The sequence below is a fragment of the Bacillus sp. CIS52 genome, assembly GCF_053545315.1.
Genome location: NZ_JBIUFR010000004.1, coordinates 1 through 22,602, shown reverse-complemented (window position 1 = coordinate 22,602; position 22,602 = coordinate 1). Strand labels below are relative to the sequence as shown.

General features: G+C 46.5%; 26 protein-coding genes, 1 rRNA gene and 1 pseudogene. 19 read left to right on the top strand and 9 right to left on the bottom strand.

Annotation, left to right across the window (positions count from 1 at the left end; all coding sequences use genetic code 11):
* Positions 1–9: 9 nt before the first annotated feature.
* The 3 genes from ACH32G_RS14650 to ACH32G_RS14640 form a co-directional block, all read right to left on the bottom strand.
* Positions 10–201: a YfhD family protein gene (locus tag ACH32G_RS14650; RefSeq protein ID WP_016936722.1), complete on the bottom strand. Its 192-nt coding sequence runs from the start codon at positions 199–201 to the stop codon at positions 10–12.
* A 69-nt stretch (positions 202–270) separates the two neighbouring features.
* Positions 271–381 (bottom strand): YfhE family protein, encoded by a 111-nt coding sequence (locus ACH32G_RS14645; RefSeq protein ID WP_003155504.1) that lies wholly within the window; start codon positions 379–381, stop codon positions 271–273.
* A 57-nt stretch (positions 382–438) separates the two neighbouring features.
* A complete protein-coding gene (locus ACH32G_RS14640) occupies positions 439–1,338 on the bottom strand; it encodes a TIGR01777 family oxidoreductase (protein ID WP_448814490.1) in 900 nt (299 codons plus the stop codon).
* Positions 1,339–1,428: 90 nt separating this feature from the next.
* On the opposite strand from ACH32G_RS14640, the gene recX reads away from it, so the two are divergent.
* The 3 genes from recX to ACH32G_RS14625 all read left to right on the top strand — a co-directional run bounded on the left by recX (position 1,429) and on the right by ACH32G_RS14625 (position 3,877).
* On the top strand, positions 1,429–2,220 hold the full coding sequence (gene recX, locus ACH32G_RS14635; RefSeq protein WP_016936720.1) for a recombination regulator RecX: 792 nt from the start codon (positions 1,429–1,431) through the stop codon (positions 2,218–2,220).
* 6 nt (positions 2,221–2,226) lie between these two features.
* Positions 2,227–2,541, top strand: a complete 315-nt coding sequence (locus ACH32G_RS14630; RefSeq protein WP_448814489.1) for a YfhH family protein — start codon at positions 2,227–2,229, stop codon at positions 2,539–2,541.
* A gap of 142 nt (positions 2,542–2,683) precedes the next feature.
* Positions 2,684–3,877: an MFS transporter gene (locus ACH32G_RS14625; RefSeq protein ID WP_448814562.1), complete on the top strand. Its 1,194-nt coding sequence runs from the start codon at positions 2,684–2,686 to the stop codon at positions 3,875–3,877.
* A gap of 173 nt (positions 3,878–4,050) precedes the next feature.
* Here the strand turns inward: ACH32G_RS14625 and ACH32G_RS14620 are convergent, their stop codons facing one another.
* Positions 4,051–4,203, bottom strand: coding sequence for a small, acid-soluble spore protein K (locus ACH32G_RS14620; protein ID WP_003155495.1), 153 nt, complete (start codon positions 4,201–4,203; stop codon positions 4,051–4,053).
* Positions 4,204–4,326: 123 nt separating this feature from the next.
* On the opposite strand from ACH32G_RS14620, the gene ACH32G_RS14615 reads away from it, so the two are divergent.
* The 6 genes from ACH32G_RS14615 (at position 4,327) to ACH32G_RS14590 (ending at position 10,352) form a co-directional block, all read left to right on the top strand.
* Positions 4,327–4,596 (top strand): YfhJ family protein, encoded by a 270-nt coding sequence (locus ACH32G_RS14615; protein WP_016936717.1) that lies wholly within the window; start codon positions 4,327–4,329, stop codon positions 4,594–4,596.
* 133 nt (positions 4,597–4,729) lie between these two features.
* Entirely contained in the window at positions 4,730–5,257 is a 528-nt protein-coding gene (locus tag ACH32G_RS14610; RefSeq protein WP_016936716.1) for an SH3 domain-containing protein, read from the top strand.
* A gap of 85 nt (positions 5,258–5,342) precedes the next feature.
* Entirely contained in the window at positions 5,343–5,675 is a 333-nt protein-coding gene (locus ACH32G_RS14605) for an SdpI family protein (RefSeq protein WP_016936715.1), read from the top strand.
* On the top strand, positions 5,672–6,532 hold the full coding sequence (locus ACH32G_RS14600; protein WP_448814488.1) for an alpha/beta fold hydrolase: 861 nt from the start codon (positions 5,672–5,674) through the stop codon (positions 6,530–6,532). Before ACH32G_RS14605 ends, ACH32G_RS14600 begins: the two co-directional genes overlap by 4 nt.
* Before the next feature lie 217 nt (positions 6,533–6,749).
* Positions 6,750–7,730 carry a glycosyltransferase family 2 protein gene (locus ACH32G_RS14595; protein WP_016936713.1) on the top strand — a complete coding sequence of 327 codons (981 nt, stop codon included), beginning with the start codon at positions 6,750–6,752 and terminating at the stop codon, positions 7,728–7,730.
* A gap of 36 nt (positions 7,731–7,766) precedes the next feature.
* Entirely contained in the window at positions 7,767–10,352 is a 2,586-nt protein-coding gene (locus ACH32G_RS14590; protein WP_448814487.1) for a YfhO family protein, read from the top strand.
* On the opposite strand, the gene ACH32G_RS14585 is transcribed toward ACH32G_RS14590, so the two are convergent.
* A complete protein-coding gene (locus tag ACH32G_RS14585) occupies positions 10,349–11,332 on the bottom strand; it encodes a metal-dependent hydrolase (RefSeq protein ID WP_047476559.1) in 984 nt (327 codons plus the stop codon). The two genes, ACH32G_RS14590 and ACH32G_RS14585, sit on opposite strands and share 4 nt — an antisense overlap.
* Positions 11,333–11,557: 225 nt before the next feature.
* Between ACH32G_RS14585 and mutY the strand changes: the two genes are divergently transcribed.
* Entirely contained in the window at positions 11,558–12,655 is a 1,098-nt protein-coding gene (gene mutY / locus ACH32G_RS14580) for an A/G-specific adenine glycosylase (protein ID WP_047476561.1), read from the top strand.
* Between the two features lie 6 nt (positions 12,656–12,661).
* Here the strand turns inward: mutY and ACH32G_RS14575 are convergent, their stop codons facing one another.
* A complete protein-coding gene (locus tag ACH32G_RS14575; RefSeq protein ID WP_016936709.1) occupies positions 12,662–12,886 on the bottom strand; it encodes a hypothetical protein in 225 nt (74 codons plus the stop codon).
* Positions 12,887–12,968: 82 nt separating this feature from the next.
* On the opposite strand from ACH32G_RS14575, the gene fabL reads away from it, so the two are divergent.
* The 5 genes and pseudogenes from fabL (at position 12,969) to ACH32G_RS14550 (ending at position 16,875) form a co-directional block, all read left to right on the top strand.
* Positions 12,969–13,721: an enoyl-[acyl-carrier-protein] reductase FabL gene (fabL, locus tag ACH32G_RS14570; RefSeq protein ID WP_045925463.1), complete on the top strand. Its 753-nt coding sequence runs from the start codon at positions 12,969–12,971 to the stop codon at positions 13,719–13,721.
* Between the two features lie 84 nt (positions 13,722–13,805).
* Positions 13,806–13,958 (top strand): annotated as a pseudogene (locus tag ACH32G_RS14565) (gamma-type small acid-soluble spore protein); the annotation flags it as partial.
* Positions 13,959–14,118: 160 nt separating this feature from the next.
* A complete protein-coding gene (locus ACH32G_RS14560) occupies positions 14,119–14,385 on the top strand; it encodes a YgaB family protein (RefSeq protein ID WP_448814486.1) in 267 nt (88 codons plus the stop codon).
* 135 nt (positions 14,386–14,520) lie between these two features.
* Positions 14,521–15,051: a nucleoside tri-diphosphate phosphatase gene (gene ntdP, locus ACH32G_RS14555; protein WP_003155475.1), complete on the top strand. Its 531-nt coding sequence runs from the start codon at positions 14,521–14,523 to the stop codon at positions 15,049–15,051.
* Between the two features lie 81 nt (positions 15,052–15,132).
* Positions 15,133–16,875: an ABC transporter ATP-binding protein gene (locus ACH32G_RS14550; RefSeq protein ID WP_049628142.1), complete on the top strand. Its 1,743-nt coding sequence runs from the start codon at positions 15,133–15,135 to the stop codon at positions 16,873–16,875.
* Between the two features lie 76 nt (positions 16,876–16,951).
* On the opposite strand, the gene ACH32G_RS14545 is transcribed toward ACH32G_RS14550, so the two are convergent.
* Positions 16,952–18,019 (bottom strand): aromatic acid exporter family protein, encoded by a 1,068-nt coding sequence (locus tag ACH32G_RS14545; protein WP_016936706.1) that lies wholly within the window; start codon positions 18,017–18,019, stop codon positions 16,952–16,954.
* A 208-nt stretch (positions 18,020–18,227) separates the two neighbouring features.
* Positions 18,228–19,517: a glutamate-1-semialdehyde 2,1-aminomutase gene (locus ACH32G_RS14540; protein WP_448814485.1), complete on the bottom strand. Its 1,290-nt coding sequence runs from the start codon at positions 19,515–19,517 to the stop codon at positions 18,228–18,230.
* A 156-nt stretch (positions 19,518–19,673) separates the two neighbouring features.
* Here ACH32G_RS14540 and bcp point away from each other — a divergent pair, with 156 nt between their 5' ends.
* Both bcp and perR read left to right on the top strand, forming a co-directional pair.
* Complete coding sequence (bcp, locus tag ACH32G_RS14535) at positions 19,674–20,147, top strand: thioredoxin-dependent thiol peroxidase (protein WP_016936704.1); 474 nt, start codon at positions 19,674–19,676, stop codon at positions 20,145–20,147.
* A gap of 124 nt (positions 20,148–20,271) precedes the next feature.
* Complete coding sequence (gene perR / locus ACH32G_RS14530; protein WP_013351502.1) at positions 20,272–20,709, top strand: peroxide-responsive transcriptional repressor PerR; 438 nt, start codon at positions 20,272–20,274, stop codon at positions 20,707–20,709.
* A 34-nt stretch (positions 20,710–20,743) separates the two neighbouring features.
* On the opposite strand, the gene ACH32G_RS14525 is transcribed toward perR, so the two are convergent.
* Positions 20,744–21,097 carry a YgzB family protein gene (locus ACH32G_RS14525; protein WP_007408568.1) on the bottom strand — a complete coding sequence of 118 codons (354 nt, stop codon included), beginning with the start codon at positions 21,095–21,097 and terminating at the stop codon, positions 20,744–20,746.
* A gap of 202 nt (positions 21,098–21,299) precedes the next feature.
* Between ACH32G_RS14525 and ACH32G_RS14520 the strand changes: the two genes are divergently transcribed.
* Complete coding sequence (locus tag ACH32G_RS14520) at positions 21,300–22,184, top strand: nucleotidyltransferase-like protein (protein WP_016936703.1); 885 nt, start codon at positions 21,300–21,302, stop codon at positions 22,182–22,184.
* A gap of 294 nt (positions 22,185–22,478) precedes the next feature.
* Positions 22,479–22,602, top strand: a 16S ribosomal RNA gene (locus tag ACH32G_RS14515); the annotation flags it as partial.

Here is a 22,602-nt window from a genome sequence, read left to right as displayed (position 1 = left end):
GATTTTGTATTAGCGGGTTTTGCTTTTTGCTCTGTTGTCAGCAGCTTTCATCCGCGCCTGCGCTTCGCGGTCAGCGGAATCAGCAAGCTCGCTTGAATATTCCTCATATGTGCCGTCTGTTTCACGTTTCAAAGCAGCCGGAACTTGAGGAAGTTTTTGTTTGTTTTTATCACGGTTTTTGTGAGTATGATTTCTGCCCATAACAATCGCCCCCTGAAAAAAGTGATATCAAACAAACATAGTATCTGCCCGGTCCCGATCTTTATTCGTTTATTTCCGTTTGGCTGCTCTTTCCGCTTTTTTGAATTCACCGGAATAAAGGACTTCCTGCATTTTTTTGAGATTGGCTCCCTGTTGATGTTTTTCGCGCTTCTTTTCCATAAAAGAAGACCCTCCTTCAAAACAGAATACCAATAGGATTGGCTTTTATTTCCGTTTTTATGCAGATAAGAGATCCTTTAAAGCCAAATCAAGTTCTTCATACGTAAATTGAAAACCGGACGTCAGCGCCTGTTTAGGCAGGGCGCGCTGGCCTTTTACGATCAGCAGGCTCATCTCTCCCAATGCTTTCTCCAGAAAAACTTCCGGTACGGGAATCCAGTGGGGGCGGTGCAGGACGCTTGCGATCGTCTTTCCGAATTGCTTCATTTCAACGGGGTTCGGCGATGTCACATTCATCGGGCCGGATAAGTCATCATGCTCCGCCGCATACGCGATGAGTTCCGCGGCGTCATCGACATGAACCCATGACAGCCATTGCCGTCCCGAGCCGACGGTGCCGCCCGCTAACAGCTTATAAGGGAGAACCATGAGCGGCATGGCGCCTTTTTCACCGAGCATCACGCCGAATCTGGCATATACCGTCCGAATGCCGAGCGCTTCAATTTTCTGGCCTTCACGCTCCCACATATGAGCCGTATGACTGAGAAAGTCTTCATTTGACGTATCGGACTGCTCGGTGAACGTTTTCTCTGTGCTCGTGCCGTAAATGCCGACGGCGCTTGCCTGAATGAGAGCCCGCGGTTTTTGAGGCTGCTGCTTCATAATCCGTCTGACTTCTCTCGTCGCTTTTATTCTGCTTGAGATGATTTGTTCCTTCGTTGTGTCCGTCCAGCGGTCAAAGATGGATTTGCCGGCGAGGTTCACCCATACATCAATAGGGGGAAGCTCGCGCTCAGGCGCCGCGTTTTCGGCCAGCCATTGAACATATGTCACATTTTTTTGTTCGGTTTCTCTCTGTTTTCTTGATAAAATATAGACATGATGTCCCCGGCGGGTAAACACATCTGTCAGATGCCGGCCGAGAAAACCCGTGCCGCCTGTCATCGCGATATTCATATCCATCTCTCCTTACACGTTGATACATATACTGTACCTCATTTGCCAAAAAGAAAAACGCCTGAACATCGGGCGGGAAAGGAGACCGGGATGCCGTTTATTACAAAAATATCGACCCAAAAGAAAAACACCGAGCGCTTCAACATCTTTCTTGATGAGAAATATGCATTCAGCGTCGACGCCGACGTACTTGTGCGTTTTGACCTGAAAAAAGGGAAAGAACTGGACGAGCTTGACATTCTTGAAATCCAGCACGGCGATGAAGTGAAAAAAGCCTTTAACCGCGCCGTAGATTTTTTATCATACCGGATGCGCTCTGAAAAAGAAGTCCGGGACCATCTGAAGAAAAAAGAAACACCTGAGATGGTCATTCCTGAAGTCATCCATAAACTGTACGATTACCGCTACTTAAATGACAAAGAATTTGCCGAAGCCTATGCAAGCACCCACAAAAAAACAAACGGCAAAGGCCCTGACGTCCTGTTCCGCGAGCTGAAAGCGAAAGGAATAGACGACGATACCATCAAGGAGACGCTCAGTGCGTTTACATTTGATGAGCAGATACAAGAAGCGCTGAAACATATCGGGAAAATCCTGAAAAAAGACAAAAAGCTGTCCACAAAAGAGATCAGACAGCGGGCGCAGATGCAGCTTCAGCGAAAAGGTTTTCCATTCGACGTCATCAACGCCGCCCTGGAGCAGACGGAGTATGAGAATGATGACGAAGCTGAGATGGAAGCCCTGAAGATTCATGGGGAAAAGGCGATCAGGAAATACCGCTATGACGGCAGCTATGAAAGCGGAATGAAGGTCAAACAGTACTTATTCAGAAAAGGATTCTCGATTGACGATATTGAACAATTTTTGCAGGAAGAGGAGTAAACCGAAATGGACAAACGATACAGTCAAATGACGCCTCATGAACTACAGACAGAAATTGCGGGATTGACGGAAAAAGCGAGAAAAGCGGAACAGATGGGCATTGTAAATGAACTGGCCGTGCTTGAACGGAAAATCACGATGGCCAAAGCCTACATGCTGGAGCCGGAAGACTTTCAGCCCGGCGCAGTGTATCAGCTAGAAGGTTCTGATGACACATTCAGCATTGATTACATCAACGGCGTATTCGCCTGGGGGCACAGATCTTCGTCGCCTGACTGGGAAGAGGCGCTGCCGATTTCTGTTTTGAAAGAAAAAAGTTAACAAAAGAGGCCGGCTCCGGCCTCTTTTTCTTTTGAACACATTCGTTTCAACCTTTCAGTAAAAAATGATTGAATTCAATTTCGATATCTTTTAAGATGAAATTCGTTGTTTTTTATTAAAAAGGAGGCAATTCGCGTTGAATATCAAAATGAAACAGCCATCAGTGAAATTAATGATATTTGTTTTAATGATTTGCACGTTTTCCATCGGGTATACGGAATATGCTGTCATGGGTATTTTGACGTCGATTGCCGATGACTTTCATATACATGTGGCCTCAGCGGGCATGCTTGTTACGGCGTACGCGGCAAGCGTCTGCCTGACGGGCCCGATCGTAACCATTGTCGCGGTTAAGCTCCCAAGAAAGCCGGTGCTGCTTGGGTTGATGGGAATTTTCGTCCTTGCCAACCTGATGAGCGTCTTTGCGCCAAATTTCGCTGTACTGGCGATTTCCAGAATTTTATCCGCATCCATTCACGGAGCCTTTTTTGCGATCGCAATGGTGTTTGCGAGTGAAATGGTGCCGCCTGAAAAACGGTCCGCCGCCGCTGCATCGATGAACGGAGGATTAACCGTGGCGCTGATGCTCGGCGTTCCGTTCGGCTCTTATTTAGGGGATGCCCTTAATTGGCGTGCCGTCTTTTTCATTATTTCTGTTTTAGGCCTGATCGGACTGATCGGTCTGATGCTGGTCGTACCGAATCAAAAACCGAAAGTGATTCCGATGCTCATGAATGAATGGAGTGTCTTTAAGCATAAGCAAGTGATTTTTTCCTTTGCGATCACCATTCTCGGCTACTCAGGCGTTTTTATCGCTTACACGTTTATCGAGCCGATTTTAAGAGATTCAGCTGGATTCGGCACGGTCGGCATCACAGGCGCGTTATTTGCCTACGGTCTCGGCGGAGTGGCGGGGAATTTCTTCGCAGGGAAAGTGCCGATCAAACTGCTGACACGCACAATGATCGGCGTGATGATCGGCTTGATCGGGGTCATGGCGATTTTCCCTTATATCGCTGTTTTTCCCGCTGCAGCCGTTTCGGCGACATTTTTATTCGGTGCATGTGCGTTCGGCACGCCGCCGCTTTTACAGACAAAGGTTATTTCTTCCTCTGAAAACGGCACGACGATCGCCGCTGCGGTGAGCGTTTCCGCCTTTAACCTGGCAAACGCGCTCGGCGCCTGGATCGGCGGTTTGATTCTCGGCGGAACGGGATCTTACTCATGGCTGTTTGCCGGCGGTGCGCTGATGACCGCTCTCGGCCTTGTGCTGTCCACGTTCGCTCATCTGTCTGAGAAGAAGGACGTCTATGAATACCAAATGCATAAAGGATAACAAAAAGCTTGCAGCGGATATTCCGTCTGCAAGCTTTTTCAGTTTTCATCACGGTGAGCCGTCAGCGAGAGTAACGGGCAGCGGTTTCTTACTGACATATTATGGTATTTGTTTGACGTTAATGTCCTTTGCAAAAAAGAGACCGGATCATTTCCGGTCTCTTTACGGTGTGTTTATCGTCTGCCTGAAGCTCTCATGCGCTCTTGCGGGTGCGAATTAATTGAACCGTCCGCCCGTTTAGAAGCGTAGTCATCCTTTGCCCGCGGTTCGCCTTCAAACTTATTATTGTTCTGATTAGGAAATCCTTTTGCTTTGTTCCGGACCATTTGTTTTCCCCCTCGGCCAATATCAAAAGGTTGCGCCTTCTGGACTGAAGACGTAAAGTTAGTATATGCCTGTGACAAGCTGCGTAAAAGCAGCAGGTTTTCCCAAGGAAAGGAGACAGAGACATGAATACATATATCGACAAACTGACGAATTTGCTGCTTGAGAAAAATGATATGCTCAGCTATTTGCAAGCACGTACTTGGGTGGAGCTTTTATGGGGAGATTTCGAAGCGACTTACGCAAAAGCCGGCCGCCCGTATCAAGGAGAGCAAATGACAGAACGCGTCGTCAAGGAATGGATTGAATCGTACGGCAGCAAGCTTCATATGTTCCAAAGCATGCGGGAAGACGTTTCTCATTATTTGGATCAAAGCAGGGGACTCCTGCATTAACATAATAGTGCGTTCCGCCGGATATCTTCCGGCGGTTTTTTCTTTTTATAAAAGAAATAGGAAAATCATGTTTGATGACCCGCAAAGTGTGGAATTGTGTAATAACTTAATAAAATAGCGGGGAGGAACCACAATGAACATGAAAAAAGGGTTAACCGCAATTATTCCGGCCGCAGGACTTTGCTTATTTTTAGCCGCAGGCACCGTTTTTTTTGATCCGGCAGCGAATGCCGCAGCAGTTCAGCAGACAAAAATAGACACCGCAGCAGATACATATATCGTGAAAGCAGGAGAACTTAACGTCCGTAAAGAACCAAATAAACAAGGGCGGATTGTCGGCACGCTCCGTTCAGAAGATGCCGTAAAGGTTAAACAGCTTGAAGGGGCAGATTGGGCTGAGATTAACTACAAAGGTCAGAAAGCCTATATCTCCACTCATTTTCTGATGAAGCAGCCGATGAAGGCAGTGACCGCGAAACAAACCGCTTTTTATACGCCGACTTTGGAAACCGGCAAAAAAAGCTCCGTGAAAGCGGGGGAAACCGTCAATGTGCTCGGCTGGGGATTCAGCCATGACGGAGGATTTGACCGTAAATGGGCGTACGTCACATACGGCGGGAAAGCAGGTTATGTGAAGACGGCCGACTTAGTTCAAAAATAAAGATTCAGGCAGGCGGATGAGCCTGCTTTTTTTCTGAAACTTTCCGCCTTTCCTTTCGTATGAAATGAAAAGGAGAGTGACGGATATGATAATGGTAATCGGCGGCCTTCTGATGGCTGCAGCCGGCATTTTAGTCACACTTTTCCCGCCGAAGTCAATTAACAGCCTGTACGGATATCGGACAAAACGCTCAATGGCGGATGAATCCCAGTGGAGAGAAGGCAACCGTTTCAGTGCGGTCCTCATGATTCTGTTCGGCCTTCTGACGGCTGCGGCCGGATTTGCGGGCAGCCTGCTCATTCCGCTCACTCAGCCGTACAGCCTGATCGTCCAAGCCGTATGTTTGATTGCGATCAGCGCGCTGATCATAGCCTTAACAGAAAGAAGATTAAAACAAAAGGGGAGGAGAACCGATTGAATGACATCACTTTTCACATGATCGAAACAAACGGAGTGACGCTGCACACGGCTTCAGCGGGTCCGAAAGACGGCCCTTTGGCGGTGCTGCTGCACGGGTTTCCGGAATTTTGGTACGGCTGGAAGAGTCAGATCAAACCGCTTGCGGATGCCGGATACCATGTTGTCGTGCCCGATCAGCGCGGCTATAATCTCAGTGATAAACCGGAGGGCATCGAAAACTATACCATTGATAAACTCAGGGATGACATTATCGGGCTGATCACTCACTTTACAGATGACAAGGCCGTCGTCATCGGTCACGATTGGGGAGGAGCTGTAGCCTGGCACTTGGCATCCACGCGGCCGCAATACGTTGAAAAATTAATCACGGTCAATATCCCGCATCCGGCGGTTATGCGGAAGGTCACACCGTTCTACCCGCCGCAATGGAAGAAAAGCTCTTATATCGCGTTCTTTCAGCTCGCGGAAAAACCTGAACGGAGATTATCTGAAGATGATTACCGCGTATTGGATCACGCCATCGGCTTATCCGAACGCCCGGCGCTTTTTTCACGGGAAGATGTCGACAGCTACAAAGAAGCGTGGGGCAGAAAAGGAGCCCTCACGGCTATGCTGAACTGGTACCGGGCAATCAGATGCGGCGGTTTAGGCCTTGCCGTTCCGCTTAAAATGCCTGTTCCATACCGATTAATATGGGGCGTCAATGACCGCGCGCTGAGCAAAAAGCTCGCTTCGGAAACAAAACGGATGATTCCAAACGGCGACTTAATCTTCATAGACGATGCCTCGCATTGGGTCATTCACGAAAAACCGCGCATCGTCAGCCATTTGATTCATGAATACCTTCAGCAATAAAGTCTGTCCCGCGTACAGACTTTTTCTTTTTTTTCTCATATCTGCCGAAAAACATGACAAAATAAAAATATATAACCATATGCAGAAAAATTTTTCTTTCCCTGTAACGAAAAAAGGGTTTAAACGACTTTAAAAAAAGGAAAAGCCTTACTGAAGTTTTGCGGACTATTCCACTAAGGCCGTATTAAAAAAAGAATAATACAAAGAAGGTGCCTTCATGAAACAAAGGTTAATCTCAATTATTATTCCGTCTTACAATGAAGGAAACAACGTCAAGCTCATCCATGAATCTTTAAAAAAAGAGTTTCAAACGATTCATTATGACTATGAAATTTTCTACATCAATGACGGAAGCGCGGATGACACCCTTCAGCAGATTAAGGAACTGGCCGCCAGAAACCATCGCGTCAAATACATATCTTTTTCCCGCAACTTCGGGAAAGAAGCGGCCATTTTGGCGGGATTTGAACACGTGCAGGGAGAAGCGGTAATCGTGATGGACGCTGACCTGCAGCACCCGACGCATCTGCTGAAAGACTTCATTCAAGGCTATGAAGAAGGGTATGACCAAGTCATTGCGCAGCGCAACCGAAAAGGGGACAGCCCCGTGCGTTCCGTGCTTTCTTCCCTGTATTATAAATTTATTAACAAAGCCGTCGAAGTGGATCTGCGTGACGGAGTCGGGGATTTCCGCCTGCTGAGCCGGCAGGCTGTTGATGCCCTTTTGAAGCTGAGTGAAGGGAACCGCTTCTCAAAAGGGCTGTTCTGCTGGATCGGGTTTGACCAGAAAATCGTGTTTTATGAAAATGTCGAAAGGCAGAACGGCAAGTCCAAATGGTCATTCAGCAATCTGTTCAACTACGGAATGGACGGCGTCGTCTCCTTTAACAACAAACCGCTGAGGGTTTGCTTTTTCACCGGTATTCTGATATTGCTTCTGTCGATGGTTTATATTGTAACGACCTTTATTCATATTCTGACACATGGCGTGTCCGTTCCCGGATACTTCACCATTATTTCCGCCGTGCTGTTTTTAGGAGGCATCCAGCTTTTGAGTCTCGGCATCATCGGCGAGTATATCGGCCGGATTTACTATGAAACGAAAAAACGCCCGCACTATTTAATTAAAGAAGCGAATATTACGTACGGAGAACAAAATGAAACGAATTATACAAAAAAGCGCAAGTGGAACCATTAAACAGCCGCCGCTGTGCGCAGGGTCTGGAGACGTTGTATGAAAAAAAATAAATGGATCTTGCCGGCAGCCTGTGTGCTGGCTGCGGCAGCCGCTCATATTTTTTTCTTAAAGGAGTGGTCGGCAGGCCGCTATATGACGGGGTCTGGAGACGGGATCGCCCAAATGGCGGTCTTCAAAAAGCTGCTGTTTGACCAATATATGAACGGCCGGCTGTTTTACAGCTATTCGTTCGGAATGGGCGGGGGAGTGTACAGTCAGCTCGGCTATTATTTCTCTACTTCTTTTCTCTTTCTGTTTATCTCCGCCGCTGTCCGCATCCCGCAGCTTATGCAGCTGTCGGGTGAGGCGGATGCGCTTTTTTGGGCTCAAGCCTCCGTTTTTATCAGCATCGCCAAGCAGAGTTTCGTCATATTCACGGCAGCCTGTGTGTTCCGTTATTTCGTCAAACGGACAGTGCCTGCTTTTGTCGGCGCCGTGTTGTACGGGGTCTCGATTATCTACTTCCGGCATGAGGTGTATTGGGACTTTTTCACTGACAGTATGGTGTGGCTGCCGCTGCTCGTGCTCGGCGCGGAAAAAATCATCACAGAAAAAAAGCCGGCGTGGTTTATCTTCGCCTGTGCGCTGACATTGATCAACAACTTTTATTTCGCGTATATTAACCTGATTTTCATCGGTATTTACATCTTATTCAGATGGATCATTCATCTTGAAGAGAATGAAGCCAAAAAGCTCACTCAATGCAGAATGTTTATTCTGTCAGGCCTGCTCGGCTTCGGCATAAGCGCAGTCTCCTTTATCCCTGTCGTATACGGATATCTTCATAATCTGCGGCCGCCGTATTCAGAGCAGATTGCATGGCTTGATTTTTCCGACAACATTTTATTTTCAAGCCGGATAATTATTCTGCCGGCGGTTTTTTTGCTTTTTCTATTTACATTTTCTTTATATAAAAACCGGCTGTTCCGGCTGTTCGCGGGAATCAGTCTGCTGTACATTCTGTTTCACTTCAGTCCGTTTGCGGCAAGTGCCTTTAACGGTTTTTCAGCTCCGCAAAACAGGTTTGAATACGTCTTGTGCTTCACGATTGCCGGAACAGTCGCAGCAGGGCTTTCTAAGCTTTCAGACATCAGCATGAAGAGTATGCTGATATCCGCCGTACTCGCCGTTCTGCTCTATTGGAGCCAGGTGAGACGGTTCAGTCTGGATATTTCTGATCAGGCCAACTTGCCTATCCTGCTCCTTCTGGGGCTGACCATTGCCGCTTTCCTTGCAGCAAAGACAAGACTGAAAGGCGCGGTGCCCGCCGTCTATGCCGTCATTCTCTTGACGGCGGTGCTGACGGCTAATACATATGAAAAATATGCGTTATCAGAAGGCGGGAAGATTTATACGGTATCTCATACCTTTATGACGGGTCCTGATTATAAGGGCAAAGAACAAACAGAGCTTATTCAGCGTCTGAAAGAAAAAGATCCGGATCCCTTTGCCCGTTTAGATTGGATGAACGGAGTATTTAATAACACTCCGATCATTTACGGGTTCAACGGATTCAGCGTATACTCAAGCATCCTGAACCGCAATCTGCTGTCCTTTTACTGGAACGACCTCCAGATTGATATGGGCAGAGAAAGCGTCAGCCGCTATGCGACATTAGGAAACAGGGCTAATTTATACAGCCTGCTTTACGGAAAATATTATATGACGGAAAAAACAAACGAGGCCGGCGTCCCTTACGGATTCAAGAAAATCATGGAGTCATCCCGCTATGCGGTTTATCAAAATCAATATGTGCTCCCGTTCGTCCGGACAGCCGATCGCGTATATAACGAGGGCGACCTGAAAAAAGCGCCCGCCCTTGCCAGGGAGCGGGCGATGCTTGATGGAATCATCACGGAATCGAGCACAGTAAAAACGAAAAAAACCCCAAAAGCGAAAAATATGATCCGTCAGGCCAAGGTAACGGCCGACCATGCGGATTATCAAGACGGCATCCTGACGGTAAACGAAGACGGCGGCGGCCTGATCATTACACCGCACGGCGCTGAGGCTGGCGGCGGAGATTATTATGTCAGCTTTTATTTATTGAACAAAGCGAAGGACCAGGGATTTACATTAAAAGTGAACGATTACACGACAACGAGAAAATCGAATCAATCCATTTATAAAACAGGTGTAAATGATCTCACCGTCAGAGTGCCGAAAACAAAAAACATTCAAATCCAGCTGCCGAAAGGAACGTATCAGCTCGACAGACTGGCGCTTTACGAAGAACGGTACGGAACACTGAAAAATGCATACCGAAAAGCGGAAAAAGAACCGCCGGCCGATCTCAGCTGGCGCGGAAATACGCTTCATATCTTGTATGAAAACAAAACAGGCGCGCCGTATATCATGCTTCCGATTCCATATGAAAAAGGATGGGAACTGAAGATAAACGGCAGACAAGAACAGATTGAAAAAGCGGATTATTCCTTTATCGGATTTAAAGCGCAAAAAGGAAAAAATGATATTCAATTAACATATTACCCGCCGTTTTTTAAACCGGCTGCCGCTCTATCGGTTATCAGCCTCGTCTTTGCCGCCATATATGTGAGAAGACAAAAAAAGCCCGGCTCTTAAACAGAGCCGAGCTTTAATTTTTTCTGCAGTTTTTCCTCGCTGAAAATCCAGCCCGTGTAAGAAGAAAGAGGCTCTAAATCATGACCAAGGTGGACGATGGCGACAAAGGGGTAGTGCCCTTTGCTTCGGTAGCGCAAATCAATAAAGCGCACCTCATAATGATCTTTAAAGGTATCGACCTCCCACCTGTAAACGGGCGAAAACGATAGAAAGGCTGCAATATTTTCATCCTGTTTCGCGGCCTTCATCACATCGGTTTCCGGAACGGGCACGCGGTTGAATGTATCCAATATCACCACATGGCCGTCAAGGCTTCTGCCGACATAAAAGGCATGCGCCGTCGTTACGGCGATTCGCCACTGCCTGAATTTCATTGTCGGCGAAATAATGATGGTTTCAATTTCTTCTTCAATCATCTCACGCAGCCGCCGCTTAATCCGCAGCTGCATCAAAAACCGGACGGCGTAATATCCCGCGAGAATGATATACAGCGTCAAAAATGTCACGCCCGGATGGCCTCCGATATACCACACGGCAATCGCGGCCAAATGGCTGATGAAAATAAACGGGTCAAAGGTATTGATGAGACCGAGAGCGACCCATTTTTTCGAAAACGGGCGGAGGGCCTGCGTTCCGTACGCGTTAAAAATGTCGACAAACACATGCAGAACGACAGCCAGAAGCGTCCACAGCCACAAGTGCAGAAAGTTCGCTTCCGGGTAAAACATAAACAGAATGCCCGGAATCAGAATGGACCAAAATAAAACGGCGGGAATGGAGTGCGTGAACCCTCTATGATTTCGAATATAAACGGCATTATTTTTCAGCTTCAATATGGTATCAATATCAGGTGCCTGAGAGCCGGCAAGAGCGGCGATCATAACTGCCTGAGACATGGGGGTATGCATGCCGACGGCAGGATCGAGAGTTGCGATTCCGCCAAGCGCGATGCCCATGACAACGTGAGTGCCAGTATCCATTGGTGACCTCCTAGCAGGCGTTATACATCAGTCGCCCGCATATTTCGCATTATAAGATATTCCCCATTTTCTGTTTGCCCAATCATGGCGTTTATCCGCCGTTCTCATATGTTTCCGCTTTTTCTTTATCACTATTTAATGTAACATATTATCGTAACGTGCCCTTAGTTTACACCAAAATACAGTGTCAAGAAAAGCGGGACCCGAAACATCTGAGGAGAAGATATGAACGCACTTGAAGAAAAATTGAAACAAAAAGATATAGACGCATTTCGTGAGGATTTAATTACATGGTTCGAAAGAGAACAGAGAATTCTGCCGTGGAGAGAAAATCAGGACCCGTATCGGGTGTGGGTGTCAGAGGTTATGCTGCAGCAGACGCGCGTAGATACCGTCATCCCTTATTTTCAACGGTTTCTTGAGCAATTTCCGACCGTCTCGGCGCTCGCTGAAGCCGATGAGGAAAAAGTTCTCAAAGCCTGGGAAGGGTTAGGCTATTACTCCCGTGTGAGAAATCTGCAAAGCGCCGTAAAAGAAGTGCACGAGCGGTACGGGGGAGTCGTTCCTGACGGGGAAAAGGAATTCGGCGGACTGAAAGGTGTCGGCCCTTATACAAAAGGCGCCGTGCTCAGCATTGCATATAACAAGCCGGTTCCGGCCGTAGACGGCAATGTGATGCGTGTCATGTCGAGAATTCTTTCCATATGGGACGATATCGCAAAGCCGAAAACGAGAACCATTTTCGAACAGGCGGTATCCGCATTCATTTCTCATGAAAAACCATCTGAATTCAACCAGGGTTTAATGGAGCTCGGTGCGATCATCTGCACCCCGAAATCGCCGTCCTGTCTGCTGTGCCCCGTGCAAAAGCACTGTTCGGCATTTGCGGAAGGGACAGAGCGGGAGCTGCCTGTCAAAAGCAAAAAGAAAAAACCCGGGGTGAAAACAATGGCGGCCGTTGTGCTGACAGACGACCAGGACAATGTCTATATTCATAAACGGCCGCCAAAAGGACTGCTCGCCAATCTGTGGGAGTTTCCGAACACCGAAACCCAAAAAGGAATCAAAACCGAAAGAGAGCAGCTTGAAGCCTTTTTAGAAAAAGAGATGGGAACAACCGCTGAAATCGGGGAGCTGGAAGGCATCGTTGAGCATGTTTTTACTCATCTCGTCTGGAATATTTCGGTCTTTTTCGGTAAAGTAAAACAAGTGTCGGATACATCAGAATTAATACGGGTCACAAAAGAGGAACTCGAGGAATATGCTTTTCCCGTTTCCCATCAAAAGATTTGGAAAATGGCGGACGAAAGCGGCCGCCGGTAAAAAGCGTCAGTCATAGCTGACGCGCGTGCCGTGGCTGTAATCCGCCTCATTCCGTTTCAGTCCGCCGCGGGCTTCGATTTCCTGAATCAGTTCCCGGTATTTGGACTGGCCTTCCTCGTTTAAATACGGCATAATTTGCTGGAAGGCATGGTGGAAATAGGCGAGCTCTGAATCTTTCCAATCTTGTTTGGGCATCATGGCCAATTCGCCCATATCACGTCCGACATACATATAAAAAGACCCCTTTCAATGAATATTGCTTTTATTGTTTGTTGAATGAAAAGAACTATACGCAGCAAGGAGCTGAGGAAAAATGGAACAAAATAAATGCGCACTGATCACGGGAAGCAGCCGGGGCGTCGGAAAAGCGGCAGCCATCAGACTCGCGGAAAAAGGCTACAACATCGTCATCAATTACGCCCGCAGTAAAAAAGCGGCACTAGAAACCGCCGAAGAAATTGAGAAACTCGGCGTTAAAACGCTCGTCATTAAAGCCAATGTCGGCCAGCCGGCAAAAATTAAAGACATGTTCCGCCAGATCGACGAAACATTCGGCAGACTGGACGTATTCGTCAATAACGCGGCTTCAGGCGTGCTGAGACCGGTTATGGAACTCGAAGAAACACATTGGGACTGGACGATGAATATCAACGCGAAAGCATTGCTTTTCTGCGCTCAGGAAGCGGCAAAGCTGATGGAGAAAAACGGAGGCGGCCACATCGTCAGCATCAGTTCGCTCGGCAGCATCCGCTATCTTGAGAACTATACGACGGTCGGTGTCTCAAAAGCCGCTTTAGAAGCGTTAACCCGTTACCTGGCGGTTGAGCTTTCTCCGAAAAACATCATCGTAAACGCGGTTTCCGGCGGAGCGATTGATACGGACGCGCTGAAGCATTTCCCTAACAGAGACGAATTGCTCGACGATGCCCGCCAAAATACGCCGGCCGGCAGAATGGTCGAAATTAAAGATATGATCGATACGGTGGAGTTTTTAGTTTCTTCAAAAGCGGACATGATCCGCGGCCAGACCATCATTATCGACGGCGGACGCTCTCTGCTCGTATAAGTTTTTAAAAAACATGAATAGCCTTAACACCTCCTGCACATTCTAAAGTGCGTGGAGGTGATAACAATGGCAAACTCAAAATACAGCAAAACAGACGTTCAGCAGGTGAAAAAACAAAATCAGCAATCAGCTTCCGGTCAAGGTCAATACGGCACTGAATTCGGCAGTGAAACTGATGCGCAGCAGGTAAGAAAGCAAAACCAATCTGCTGAACAAAACAAACAGCAAAACAGCTAATCACTGAAACAAAAAAGCACTTCATCCTCGGATGGAAGTGCTTTTTTCTTTTCTCAAAACGACAAAACTTGTGATTCCTCTACAGAATGAGTCAAAGGGTTTTCCGGCTGAAAATCGAAATGGTAAGGAGTATCAACCTAAAAGCCTAAGGAGGAACCCGATGTCAGAGTTTGAAAAGCTTGTAAGTGAACAGATGAAGATCATGGATCAGCTTCTCGAGCTGCAGTCAGAACTCGACCGCTGCCGGCAGGTGGAGGCGGAACTCATCAGTCTGGAAAGAGATGCGAAGCTGGACAATGTACAGGACGAAATTGCGACAAAGCGAAAAGATCTGGCCGGCATACAGGAGTTATTCCAAAGGCAGACAGAGCAAGTCATCCAGTCTTATCGCAACACGGAAAAGCCGTCTTCCTATGTGCAGAAATGAATGTGCCATTCCGGAAGCGGAGTGGTTCTTTTATTTTCATTTTTTAATTCGTAACGGTATAATAGTGAAAAGACTTGTCGGAAAGCAATTGCGGCTGCATTGACTGCAGGGCTTTACAGAAAGTAGGGGAGAAATATGGGATATCCCAAGGAAGGAGAAACCATTCAAATTCACAGCTATAAGCATAACGGGCTGCTTCATCGAATTTGGAATGAAACGACGATTTTAAAAAGTACGGAATTGTGTATCATCGGAGCTAACGACCGGACAATGGTGACCGAATCCGACGGACGGACGTGGGTGACGAGAGAACCGGCGATCTGCTACTTTCATGCCCGTCAGTGGTTTAACGTTATTGGAATGCTGAGAGATGATGGGGTTCACTATTATTGCAACATCAGCTCGCCGTTCGCTTATGACGGGGAGGCCATCAAATATATTGATTACGATTTGGATGTCAAGGTGTTTCCGGATATGACGTATAACATTCTTGACGAAGATGAATACGATGATCACCGCAAATCAATGAATTACCCTAAAGAGATCGACAGCATTCTGAAGGAGTATCTGAATACGCTGCTGCACTGGATTCATCAGCGGAAAGGACCGTTTGCTCCGGAATTTGTTGATATGTGGTATGAACGGTATCTGCGCTATACAAAATAAAGAATATAATAAAAACCTGTTGGGGTGTCAACAGGTTTTTCACATGGGCTCACACGCCTTAAAGAGAGAGGGGGATAAAGTGTGGGCGTAATCAGACGCTATATGCAATTTGTAAAACCTTATAAAAAACAAATCTTTATCACAGTGTGTATCGGTATTATAAAGTTCTCCATCCCGCTGGCTCTCCCGCTTCTGTTAAAATACGTAGTCGATGACATTATTCAAGGGAGCGGCACGGCAAGCGCTAAAACGTCATCACTATTCACGATTATGGGCATCATGTTCGTGCTGTTTTTAGTTCTGCGTCCGCCGGTAGAATATTATCGGCAATATTTCGCGCAATGGACGGGCAGCCGGGTGCTCTACGATATCAGAGGAGTATTGTTTGACCATATTCAAAAATTGAGCCTGCGGTTTTATGCCAATACGAGAACAGGCGAAGTCATTTCCCGGGTGATAAATGATGTCGAACAGACAAAAGACTTTGTCATAACCGGACTGATGAATATCTGGCTTGATATGATGACGGTGCTGATCGTCATCTGTATTATGTTCACACTAGATATCAAGCTGACACTGATATCTGTCATTTTATTTCCGTTATACGGAATTTCAGTGAAATACTTTTACGGCCGTCTCCGAAAACTGACACGCGAGCGTTCTCAGGCTCTCGCTCAGGTGCAGGGCCATTTGCACGAAAGAGTTCAAGGGATGCCCGTTATCAGAAGCTTCGCCATTGAAAATTATGAACAAGCCAATTTTGATGAAAAAAACGGACATTTTCTGGACAAAGCGATCCGTCATACGAATTGGAACGCCAAAACATTTGCGGTCGTAAACACCATTACGGATTTAGCGCCGCTGCTCGTTATCGCGTTTGCGGGCTATTTTGTCATAAACGGTCCGCTGACAGTAGGAACAATGGTTGCGTTCGTCGGTTACATTGACAGAATGTACAATCCGGTCAGAAGATTGATCAACTCATCGACGACGCTGACCCAGTCGATTGCTTCAATGGACCGCATATTTGAATTTATCGACGAGCCGTATGAATTGACTGATAAACCGAATGCTGTCAAAGCTGACGGCATTAAAGGCGAGGTTGAATTCCGAAATGTCTCGTTCTCCTACGAAGAAGGAAAAGAAAAGATCTTGCGGGACGTTTCCTTAAAGGTGACAAAAGGGGAGACCGTTGCGCTTGTCGGGATGAGCGGCGGCGGAAAATCTACGCTTGTCAGCCTCATACCGCGTTTTTATGATGTGTCCGGCGGCAGCCTGCTGATTGACGGCACAGATATTCGCGATTATGAAGCGAGAAGCCTCCGCAATCAAGTCGGAATGGTGCTTCAAGATACATTTCTGTTCAGTGAGACGATTCGTGAAAATATCGCCATCGGTAAACCGGGAGCGTCTCTGGATGAGGTGGTTGCGGCTGCGAAAGCGGCAAATGCCCATGAATTTATTATGGGCTTCCCCGAAGGCTATGAGACCAAAGTAGGTGAGCGGGGCGTCAAATTGTCAGGCGGGCAGAAGCAGCGGATTTCGATCGCGCGTGTATTCTTGAAAAATCCGCCGCTGCTGATTTTGGATGAAGCGACATCGGCTCTTGATCTTGAAAGTGAACACTACATTCAGGAAGCGATGGACAAGCTTGCGAAAAACCGGACGACATTTATCGTCGCCCACAGGCTGTCCACGATTACGCATGCGGATAAAATTGTCGTCATGGAAAACGGCTCCGTCATTGAAACCGGCACGCATGAAGAATTAATGGCGCGGGACGGCCAGTACAGACATTTATTTACGATCCAGAATTTAAATTGACCGAAAAACTTATGCCGACCGAATGGGCGGCATAAGTTTTTTTATACAAAAAAACCCGGTTCTTCTTAGCACCGGGTTACTCATCATCGTCTGTTTCTAATTCGCTGTCTTTCGGGTGGTATGTCTGAAAACTCGTAATCAGTGTATCAAGATGTTCCAGCTGCTCGCGGTATTCCGCAACCGCAGCCATAATGCTGAGCATATTGTAATCAAGCAGTTCATCCTCGCAGTTCTGCTGATTTTTCAAGAAAGACTTCGTCAAAAGCTGTTTATATCTTATGCTTTCTTCAGCATCGTCATCATGCGGCTTAATCTTGCCGACAGTCCGCATCAAAATTCTTTCGTGCCAATGAAGCAGATAATCAATTTCTTCTGTCAGCGTCTCCTGAAATTCCTCCGGCATATGATAAATCTCGTTTTCATAGCGATGCAGCTTTTTCAGCGTATCAAGCGCCCGGTTAGCCGTAATAATCGCTTGTCTGAATAAAACAAGCTTGCGCGACTTTACATACGTCGTCTTTTTAAAGTAGCTTCTCTCTTCTTTATAAAGAAGATACGTATGGTCAAGCTTCATCATCTTTTCCTTCAGCTTCTCAATATCTTCTTTCAATATCGAGTGCTCCGTCGACTGGCGCATGGTCAGTCTGATCCATTTCATGATCTCATCGGTGTATTCAACCGTATGATGAGTCAGTTTCGTTTCGTATTTCGGCGGAAGAAACACAAGGTTCACAATAAAGGAAGACAGCACGCCTAAAATAACAGTGCTTGTTCGAATCAGAGCGAACGTCAGGAAGCTGTTTCCCGGTGTTTCCAAAATCGCGATAACCGTAACGAGCGCAATCGAAATGGTGTGTTCAATTTTCAGTTTTAACATAATCGTGATGACAATGACTGCGGTCAATCCGATCATAATCGGACTCGGTCCGAAAATCAGTCCGAATACCGTAGCGATGACAGCGCCGATGATATTTGCCTGCACCTGATCAATAATGATAAGAAAAGACCTGTAAATAGAGGGCTGTATGGCAAATATAGCTGCAATCCCGGCAAAGATCGGCGACGGAAGTCCGATCCAAGATGCTAAGTAGAGGGCGAGCGTAATCGCAATCCCTGTTTTAAAAATGCGGGCACCAAGTTTCATTGGTTTGTGCGTGCATTCCTTTCTCTAATAAATTATGTGCCGAACGAACGGCTGACACTTACATTTCCCTGTCGGTTTATTTGCTAAACAATAAAGTAATATACAGGGATCATACCAATTATTCAAGGTCTTTTTTTGAAAAAACCATTATCTCACAAATCGGACAAAAGAAAAAGCGGAAGCCCCGGGCTTCCGCTTGTTTCAACAGTTATTTTTTCATATGTCTGAACGCATCTTCGACCGCTTTTAAAGTGGCGTCGATATCTTCTTCAGTATGTGCGGTTGTGATAAACCAAGCTTCATACTTCGACGGGGCGAGATTGATCCCGCGTTCAAGCATTAGCTTGAAGAACTTGGCAAATGCTTCTCCGTCCGTATTTTCCGCCTGCTCATAATTGACGATCTTTTCATCGCTGAAGTAAACCGTAAGCGCGCCTTTTAAACGGTTGACGGTAATGGTAATGCCATGTGTCTCCGCATGGGCGAGAATGCCTTGCTCAAGTCTTGCGCCGAGCTGATCAAGCCGCTCATAAACGCCTTCTTCCTTCAGCACTTCCAGACAGGCGATACCTGATAAGATGGATGCGGGATTTCCGGCCATCGTGCCGGCTTGATATGCCGGACCGAGCGGAGCAACCTGCTCCATGATCTCTTTTTTGCCTCCGTAAGCGCCGATCGGCAACCCGCCTCCGATGATTTTTCCGAGCGCCGTTAAATCAGGCTTTACTTGGAGAAGATTCTGCGCGCCTCCGTACATAAAACGGAACGCCGTGATCACTTCATCATAAATGACGAGCGCGCCCGCTTTATGGGTCAATTCATTGACCTGTTCCAAAAAGCCTTCTTTAGGTTCAACGATGCCGAAATTGCCGACAATCGGCTCGACAAGAACCGCTGCAATTTCTGAACCCCATTTGTCCAATGCGGCTTTGTAACTGTCAATGTCATTGAAAGGAACGGTAATCACTTCTTTGGCGATGCTTTTCGGCACACCGGCGGAATCGGGGGTGCCGAGCGTAGACGGACCTGAACCCGCAGCGACAAGCACGAGATCAGAATGGCCGTGATAGCAGCCTGCGAATTTAATGATTTTTGTCCGGCCTGTATAAGCGCGTGCAACCCGGATCGTTGTCATCACAGCTTCAGTACCCGAGTTTACGAACCGCACTTTATCAAGTGAAGGAATGGCCTCCTTCAGCATTTTGGCGAAAGTGACCTCATGCTTAGTCGGCGTTCCGTACAGTACGCCGTTTTCAGCGGCTTTTTTAATCGCTTCTGTAATATGCGGGTGGGCATGTCCGGTAATAATCGGACCGTAAGCCGCTAAATAATCAATATACTGATTCCCGTCTACATCCCAGAAATAAGCGCCATTTGCTTTTTCCATCGCAACTGGTGAACCGCCGCCCACTGCTTTGTAGGATCTGGACGGACTGTTCACGCCTCCCACGATATGCTCTAACGCTTCCTTATGAAGTTCAACTGATTTTGTATACAAAAAATGACCCTCCTAATATCTCCTTACATCATATTCTATTGTAGCATGCTTCAATGCGAGTACAACGGTTCATGCTTCCAGAAAAGAGCGGGGGATAACGGTTGTAATCTTAACGCGAATTGGATACGCTTAATAAAAAACCCGGAGGTATAAGAAATGACGATTGAAATCGGACAAGCAGCACCGGATATGAAATTAGTGAACGACAGCGGAGAAAAAGTATCATTAACAGATTTTAAAGGGAAGTACGTCGTGCTCTATTTTTATCCGAAAGACATGACACCCGGATGCACGACGGAAGCATGCGATTTCCGTGATCAGCACGAAAGTTTCGCGGGACTTGATGCGGTTATCATCGGAGTAAGCCCTGACAGCCGTGACAAACATGAAAAATTCAAGCAGAAACACGATCTTCCTTTCCAGCTCCTCGTCGATGATGAGCACAAACTGGCGGAAGCTTTTGATGTGTGGAAGCTGAAGAAGAATTTTGGGAAAGAATATATGGGTATCGAACGCTCCACCTTTCTGTTAGACAAAGAAGGCCGTCTCGTGAAGGAATGGAGAAAGGTAAAAGTGAAAGATCATGTTGCGGAAGCGCTTCGTGAATTAGAACAAATTGCGTCTAATTAATGGACAAATGCTGAACTCACGGGGTTTTCGTCAGATTGCATTTGACAGGAGACCGGAAAAAGATGTACACTAATTATAAACATTATAAAGTAAGAATCTTTTTTAGAAGAGAGGTGCATGACGGATGGCTGCACATGAATTAAAAGAAGCCTTAGACACGTTGAAGGATACGGGAGTCCGGATTACTCCTCAACGTCATGCCATTCTGGAATATCTCGTGGACTCTATGGCTCATCCGACAGCGGACGATATATATAAAGCCTTGGAAGGGAAATTCCCTAATATGAGTGTTGCGACAGTTTATAACAATTTGCGTGTATTCCGGGAAGCGGGGCTTGTAAAGGAGCTTACGTACGGAGATGCGTCCAGCAGATTTGACTTTGTCACCTCTGACCATTATCACGCCATTTGTGAAAACTGCGGAAAAATCGTGGACTTCCATTATCCTGGCCTTGACGAAGTGGAACAGCTTGCGGCTCACGTAACGGGGTTTAAGGTAAGCCACCATCGTTTGGAGATTTACGGCGTCTGCCAAGAATGCTCCAAAAAAGAAAACCATTAAACGAAGCTGACCGCTTTGATACGGTCAGCTTTGTTTATTTCACACTGTTTTTTCTGTTATAAGACTCATCGAACGCTTTGCCTTCCAAACCTTTATCCAATGTAAGCGGCTCTCTGCAATGCATGCACATATCCACTCTGCCCAGAATCTTCGTTTCTTTCTCGCAGGCGGGGCACATCACCCGGACCGCTTTTGTGGACAGCATGCCGATCCAAAAATAAACGGCGGTGCTGAGCCCGATCGACAGCAGGCCGAGAATCATAAACAAGCTGGCAAGCAAAACAGACTGCTTAAAGAACAGCCCGATGTACATAATGATAAACCCAACGAAAACCAAACTTAACGCAAACGTTCTGATCTTATTAATTTTGCTTGAGTATTTCGCCATGTCCATCCCCCTCTGGTTTAACTATAGCACAAATCAGATGGCATATTCTTCATGTTTTCGTAAGAAAAGGGAAGAATAGATATGGCAGCTGAAAGGAAATTTGTTATAATAGTTCAATGTGTTTAGAAAAAAGGACTTTCATGTTTTATCATAGAAATCTAGAAACAAAAGCTTGTGAAACAATCGCATTGGAGGAATCGTAATGGACAATCTTCTCCGTCCAATTTACCAAGAAAGAGCAAGTCATCCCGATACGCTGGCCGTCCTTATGATTGAGAGAAGGAGCAAAGCATCATCCATCACGGATAACTTTGATGCGGTCATGCTTGTCATTGTCAAACAGGCTGAAGAGCCTCTTTTTATAAAGCATTATGAATTTGAACACAAAACCGCTTCCTTACATATTGTAACGGATGCTCTGCTCCAGGAATGGATTCTGCTGGGGACAAATAGAAGAGTTATAGATTGGATCATAAACGGCAAGGTGCTGTTTGACCGCAATGAATATATATCTGAACTCAATGACCGGCTCAGCACTTTTCCTTTCGCCGAGCGGAAATTAAAGATCGGAATGGAATACGGCAAGCTGATCAGAAGGTTTGTAGAAGGAAAAGCGTTTTTTGAAGCTGATCATTTTCTGGATGCATATTATGCGGTCGTGCATGCTCTTCACCACTTGGCCCGCATAGAAGTGATTGACCGGGGGTTTTATCCTGAAACGACTGTCTGGAATCAGGTCCGCCATATTGAGCCGCAGGTATATAAGTTATATTCCGAACTTGTCGAGAGTCACGAAAGTTTGGAGAAAAGACTCGAATTATTATTCTTAGCAAATGATTTTCTCATCCATTCAAAAGCTGAAATCGGTTCTGCGCATCTTTTTCAAGTTATGAGTGAAAAAGAAATGTGGCAGTTTGGAGAATTGCTTCAGCATCCTGAGCTGGCGCCTTTCACCCAAGATCTCGGTGTCATGCTTGATTACCTGACGGAAAAAGGTTTTATTGAAGTATCTCAAATAGAGACAAAAGGACAGGAAGTATATCATCGAGGATATTCTTTCAAAAAAAGTGTTGACGCTGAATTATAGGCGTGTTATATTATTAAACGTCGCTGATGCGCTTCGACAAAAAGCACACAGCGGCGGAGAAATAAAAACAAAAAAACATTTGACAGCAACTTGCTGAAATGTTATACTAAGAAAGTCGCCTCAAGATGAGGTTGAAGATGATCTTTGAAAACTAAACAAGACAAAACGTACCTGTTAATTCAAAGTTTTAAATAAATCGCACAGCGATGTGCGTAGTCAGTCAAACTAAGGTCTGCACGATGTAGATCACACAGACGTTACTGCAGGATGCAGTGAGCTTAGTCTGTGATCCATTTATCGGAGAGTTTGATCCTGGCTCAGGACGAACGCTGGCGGCGTGCCTAATACATGCAAGTCGAGCGGACAGATGGGAGCTTGCTCCCTGATGTTAGCGGCGGACGGGTGAGTAACACGTGGG

Bases quoted from the DNA above. Each gene is read 5' to 3' on its own strand.
- ACH32G_RS14605 (WP_016936715.1), top strand. From the start codon at position 5,343: ATGATAATGGTAATCGGCGGCCTTCTGATGGCTGCAGCCGGCATTTTA.
- recX (WP_016936720.1), top strand. From the start codon at position 1,429: ATGCCGTTTATTACAAAAATATCGACCCAAAAGAAAAACACCGAGCGC.
- ACH32G_RS14595 (WP_016936713.1), top strand. From the start codon at position 6,750: ATGAAACAAAGGTTAATCTCAATTATTATTCCGTCTTACAATGAAGGA.
- ACH32G_RS14640 (WP_448814490.1), bottom strand. From the start codon at position 1,338: ATGAATATCGCGATGACAGGCGGCACGGGTTTTCTCGGCCGGCATCTG.
- ACH32G_RS14650 (WP_016936722.1), bottom strand. From the start codon at position 201: ATGGGCAGAAATCATACTCACAAAAACCGTGATAAAAACAAACAAAAA.
- ACH32G_RS14630 (WP_448814489.1), top strand. From the start codon at position 2,227: ATGGACAAACGATACAGTCAAATGACGCCTCATGAACTACAGACAGAA.
- perR (WP_013351502.1), top strand. From the start codon at position 20,272: ATGGCTGCACATGAATTAAAAGAAGCCTTAGACACGTTGAAGGATACG.
- bcp (WP_016936704.1), top strand. From the start codon at position 19,674: ATGACGATTGAAATCGGACAAGCAGCACCGGATATGAAATTAGTGAAC.
- ACH32G_RS14560 (WP_448814486.1), top strand. From the start codon at position 14,119: ATGTCAGAGTTTGAAAAGCTTGTAAGTGAACAGATGAAGATCATGGAT.
- ACH32G_RS14615 (WP_016936717.1), top strand. From the start codon at position 4,327: ATGAATACATATATCGACAAACTGACGAATTTGCTGCTTGAGAAAAAT.
- ACH32G_RS14525 (WP_007408568.1), bottom strand. From the start codon at position 21,097: ATGGCGAAATACTCAAGCAAAATTAATAAGATCAGAACGTTTGCGTTA.
- ACH32G_RS14545 (WP_016936706.1), bottom strand. From the start codon at position 18,019: ATGAAACTTGGTGCCCGCATTTTTAAAACAGGGATTGCGATTACGCTC.
- fabL (WP_045925463.1), top strand. From the start codon at position 12,969: ATGGAACAAAATAAATGCGCACTGATCACGGGAAGCAGCCGGGGCGTC.
- ACH32G_RS14575 (WP_016936709.1), bottom strand. From the start codon at position 12,886: ATGTATGTCGGACGTGATATGGGCGAATTGGCCATGATGCCCAAACAA.
- ACH32G_RS14590 (WP_448814487.1), top strand. From the start codon at position 7,767: ATGAAAAAAAATAAATGGATCTTGCCGGCAGCCTGTGTGCTGGCTGCG.
- ACH32G_RS14645 (WP_003155504.1), bottom strand. From the start codon at position 381: ATGGAAAAGAAGCGCGAAAAACATCAACAGGGAGCCAATCTCAAAAAA.
- ACH32G_RS14585 (WP_047476559.1), bottom strand. From the start codon at position 11,332: ATGGATACTGGCACTCACGTTGTCATGGGCATCGCGCTTGGCGGAATC.
- mutY (WP_047476561.1), top strand. From the start codon at position 11,558: ATGAACGCACTTGAAGAAAAATTGAAACAAAAAGATATAGACGCATTT.
- ACH32G_RS14610 (WP_016936716.1), top strand. From the start codon at position 4,730: ATGAACATGAAAAAAGGGTTAACCGCAATTATTCCGGCCGCAGGACTT.
- ACH32G_RS14620 (WP_003155495.1), bottom strand. From the start codon at position 4,203: ATGGTCCGGAACAAAGCAAAAGGATTTCCTAATCAGAACAATAATAAG.
- ntdP (WP_003155475.1), top strand. From the start codon at position 14,521: ATGGGATATCCCAAGGAAGGAGAAACCATTCAAATTCACAGCTATAAG.
- ACH32G_RS14520 (WP_016936703.1), top strand. From the start codon at position 21,300: ATGGACAATCTTCTCCGTCCAATTTACCAAGAAAGAGCAAGTCATCCC.